Origin of the sequence: Oerskovia sp. NPDC060287 (genome assembly GCF_042726775.1) — a bacterium.
In the GTDB taxonomy this organism is placed as follows: domain Bacteria; phylum Actinomycetota; class Actinomycetes; order Actinomycetales; family Cellulomonadaceae; genus Oerskovia; species Oerskovia merdavium.
In genome coordinates this window covers 1-3,626 of sequence record NZ_JBHXBO010000334.1, presented here as the reverse complement: position 1 = coordinate 3,626, position 3,626 = coordinate 1, and the positions used below count along the sequence as shown (strand labels likewise).

3 protein-coding genes are annotated in these 3,626 nt (G+C 71.1%); 2 read left to right on the top strand and 1 reads right to left on the bottom strand.

From position 1 onward, the window contains the following. Positions 1 to 51 precede the first annotated feature (51 nt). Positions 52 to 1,728: a glycoside hydrolase family 10 protein gene (locus ACFWFR_RS18465; protein ID WP_377624060.1), complete on the bottom strand. Its 1,677-nt coding sequence runs from the start codon at positions 1,726 to 1,728 to the stop codon at positions 52 to 54. A 250-nt stretch (positions 1,729 to 1,978) separates the two neighbouring features. Between ACFWFR_RS18465 and ACFWFR_RS18460 the strand changes: the two genes are divergently transcribed. Both ACFWFR_RS18460 and ACFWFR_RS18455 read left to right on the top strand, forming a co-directional pair. Continuing rightward, the gene (locus tag ACFWFR_RS18460) at positions 1,979 to 2,377 is read left to right on the top strand and encodes a PadR family transcriptional regulator (protein WP_191805165.1); all 399 of its coding nucleotides are present in this window, start codon (positions 1,979 to 1,981) and stop codon (positions 2,375 to 2,377) included. Beyond that, positions 2,374 to 3,483 carry a hypothetical protein gene (locus tag ACFWFR_RS18455; RefSeq protein ID WP_377624059.1) on the top strand — a complete coding sequence of 370 codons (1,110 nt, stop codon included), beginning with the start codon at positions 2,374 to 2,376 and terminating at the stop codon, positions 3,481 to 3,483. The genes ACFWFR_RS18460 and ACFWFR_RS18455 overlap by 4 nt, the downstream gene beginning before the upstream one ends. Positions 3,484 to 3,626: the final 143 nt, after the last annotated feature.

Genomic DNA, 3,626 nt, shown 5'->3' with positions numbered 1-3,626 from the left:
GATCGGGGGCATCTACTCACTTCTCGGCGGGCCTGAGCCCTGAGCGTCAGGTCAGACGACCCGGCGGACCTGGCTCGGCCGCGACTCGTTCCACAGCCGGTCGAGCGCGGTGACCACGTAGGTGTAGCGGCGTCCGGTGAGCGCGGTCTCGTCCACCCAGTCCTGCACGACGTGCCCGGAGGTGCGGACGGTCGCGACGAGGTTGGCCGCGTCCTCGATGTCGATGTGGCGGGCCTCGCCCTCGACCCGGTAGATCGCGAAGGCCGTGGCCCGGGTCCGCTGCGGCCCGGTGTCGTTCCAGTGCAGCCGGACGCCCTCGGGGACTCTCCGGGCGTTGGCGAGGACCGGGACGCGCAGCGGTGAGACCCCGAGCCGGGGCATCGCGGGCACGAGCGCGGGGTGACGGTAGTGCTCCTCGAGCACCCGGGTCATGGAGCCCTGCGGGTCGGCGGGGACGTGCTTGGCCGAGAAGTAGACGTTGCCCAGCACGGGCGCGACCTCGGCGTCGACCTGCTGCGTGAAGGTCAGGTGGTTCGACATCTCGGCCGGGTCGGTGAAGACGCCCGACGTGACCTTGTAGAGCGCCTCGCCCACGAAGAGCTGCGTGCCGGACTGCGCCGCGACCTCGGCCCACCACGGCACGAGCTGCGCGTAGTCCGCGACGGCGAGCCCGATCTGCCAGTAGATCTGCGGGTTGATGTAGTCGAGCCAGCCCTCGGTGACCCATCTGCGCGTGTCGGCGAACTGCATGTCGTAGGACTGCGAGCCGCTCGTGGCCGAGCCGCGAGGGTCGGTCGAGACGTTCCGCCAGATCCCGAACGGGCTGATCCCGAACTTGACCCACGGCTTGGTCGCCTTGATGCGCTGCGAGATCGACTGCACGAACGTGTCGACGTTGTGGCGGCGCCAGTCCTCGACTGTCGCGAAGCCCGCGCCGTGCGTCGCGTAGGTCTGGGCGTCGGGGATGGTCTGCCCCGCGACCGCGTAGGGGTAGAAGTAGTCGTCGAAGTGCACGCCGTCGAGGTCGTAGTTCTCGACCGAGTGCAGGATCGCGCGCTGGATGTGCTCCTGGGCCTCGGGCAGGCCCGGGTCGAAGTAGAGCTTGCCGCCGTAGGCCCACACCCACTCGGGGTGCTGGCGGGCAGGGTGCTCGGGGACGAGCTGGGCGGGGTCGGCCTGCATCGAGACGCGGTACGGGTTGTACCAGGCGTGGATCTCGATGTTGCGCTTGTGCGACTCCTCGACGACGAACGCGAGCGGGTCGTAGCCGGGGTCCTTGCCCTGGGTCCCCGTCAGGTACTGCGACCACGGCTCGTAGGGGCTGGGCCAGAACGCGTCGGCCGTGGGCCTGACCTGCACGAACACGGCGTTGAGCCGGTACTGCTCGGCGACGTCGAGCCAGTGCAGGTACTCGGCCTTCTGCTGTTCCGCGCTCAGGCCCGCGGCCGAGGGCCAGTCGATGTTGACGACGCTCGAGATCCACATGGCGCGCAGCTCGCGCTTGCGCGGCACCGGGCCCGACGGCGCCGCTCCCGTCGTCGGGTCCGGTGCGGCCGCGGCCGCGGCGGGGGAGAAGGAGCCGATCGTCACGCTCAGCGTGCTGGCCGCGATGCCCGCGGTCGCGAGCGTGAGGAATCCGCGGCGCCCGAGGCCGGTGTCCTCGGTCGAGGGGGTGGTGGGAGCGGGGGCGACCGCCGTGGGGTCGCTCGGGTGGTGCGTCATGTCCATGCCTCCGTTGGTACGGGTCAGATGCATGGAAGAGAATTTCATAGTTCTTACTAATTGTGAAGGATTGCGCCATCCGTGGAGACGTGTCGCGCGGCGGCATCTGCTCGGCCGAGAACGAGGTTGCGTTCGCCAGCGGGCGAGAGTGACCGCAACCTCGTCCTCGAGGCCGCCCGTGCCTGCTGACGATCGAGGAGTCCGTCGCCGGAGTGTCGCCGCTCTATGTATTCGTGACGAGAGTATGTTCCTCGGCATGGCATCCAGACCGCTCCAGGAACCCGCGTTCCTCATCCTGTCCGCGCTCGCCGCGGGACCGCTGCACGGCTACGGCATCGCCAAGGACGTCGAGGCCAGCTCGGACGGCCGCATCACGCTGCGCGTCGGGACGCTCTACGGCGCGATCGACCGGCTCGCCGCGGCCGGGCTCGTCGAGGTCGACCACGAGGAGGTCGTCGACTCGCGGCTGCGCCGGTACTACCGGCTCACGGCCGAGGGCGGGGCACGGCTCGAGGCCGAGGCGCTCCGAGCCGAGGCCCAGGCGCGCCGTGCCCTGGAACGGCTGGGCGCCCGCGGGAAGTCCCGAGCGAGCGCACCCGGACGCGCGACGGGAGCTGCGCCGTCGGGCCTGGGCGCCGGGCCGGTGCCCGCGTGAGCGCCGCCGCCCCCGACACCGCGGGTCACGCCGACGAGCCGCTGCCTGTCGCGCCCGTGCTCGTCCGCGACTACCGGCGGCTCGTTCGCCTCTTCCCCTTCACGTACCGGCGCGAGCACGGGGCCGAGATGCTCGGCCACCTGCTCGACGGAGCCCGCCCGGGGCAGTCTCGCCCGACGTCGGCCGAGCGTCGCGACCTGCTGCGCGCTGCGGCGAGGGAGTGGCTGCTCGCCCCGCTGGGCGCGACGGCTCGGGAACGGCGCGCTGCGACAGGCTTGCTGTTCGTGCTGCTTCCTGCAGTTCTCGTGATCCCCGCGGCCAGGGCGATCGCCTATGCGTCGTTGCTCCTCGGTGGCGGCGCCGTCGTGGGTGACGAGGACACGTTGCTCGCGTACACCTTGTCGTCCGTCCCGACCGTGGCGATGTGGGTGATCTGGTGCGCAGGCATTGTCGCCTTGCTCGGCGGGCTGGCTCGCACGGGGCGCGTCCTGGTCGGGGCCGCGGCCGTGGCGGGGATCGCCACGGTCTCAGCGCTCGTCATGGCCGGCAGCGAGCACACCGCCTACCTCGAGCTCGGATGGGTGCTCGGACTGGTCGCGCACGTGGTGGTCGTCGCGGAGCACGCCCGTTGTCGGACCCCTGGGCACGGCTGGCGCCGCGCCGTCGGCACGGCTTGGTGCATGGCGCTCGCCCTCGGTGGCTACGTCACGGTGATGTCCGGGGACATGAGGTTCGGGACCCCCTGGTGGTCCAGCGCGGGGCCGAGCACGTTGGGCGATGCGACTGTCGCCCTGGCCGTCGCCGTCGTGCTGGGGGCTGGGGCTCTGTGGTCGCGCACCCGGCAGTCGGTGCCTGTGCTCCTGGGGGTCGCAGTCGGTGTCGGGCTGGGACGGTCGGACATCTTCTGGTCAGGGAACCGGAACATCGGGACGGAGGACCTCGGCAACATCCTTGCGCTCCTCGCATGCTCTCTCGCTGCGATGATCGCTGCTCGATGGTTCGCGAACCGACTCGACGAGCTCGCCGGGGCGCGGGCGGCGCACCACGAGCTCCTGGGCGCCACGACCGGGGTCTTTGGGGCACGCGGCGACCTGACAGCGTCCTGAAGCGTCCCCGCGTCTGAGTCGTGTCGGATTGCCCACGTCGTGCCGAGAAGTGGTGGGTTGTGGGCGGGAACGGGGCGAAAAGGGGGGGCAAAAAAAAAGAACGGTTGGGGGGGGGCAACCCCACGCGCGGGGCGGGCGGCGCA

Coding starts and splice junctions, on each gene's coding strand:
- ACFWFR_RS18465 (WP_377624060.1), bottom strand. CDS start 1,728: ATGGACATGACGCACCACCCGAGCGACCCCACGGCGGTCGCCCCCGCT.
- ACFWFR_RS18460 (WP_191805165.1), top strand. CDS start 1,979: ATGGCATCCAGACCGCTCCAGGAACCCGCGTTCCTCATCCTGTCCGCG.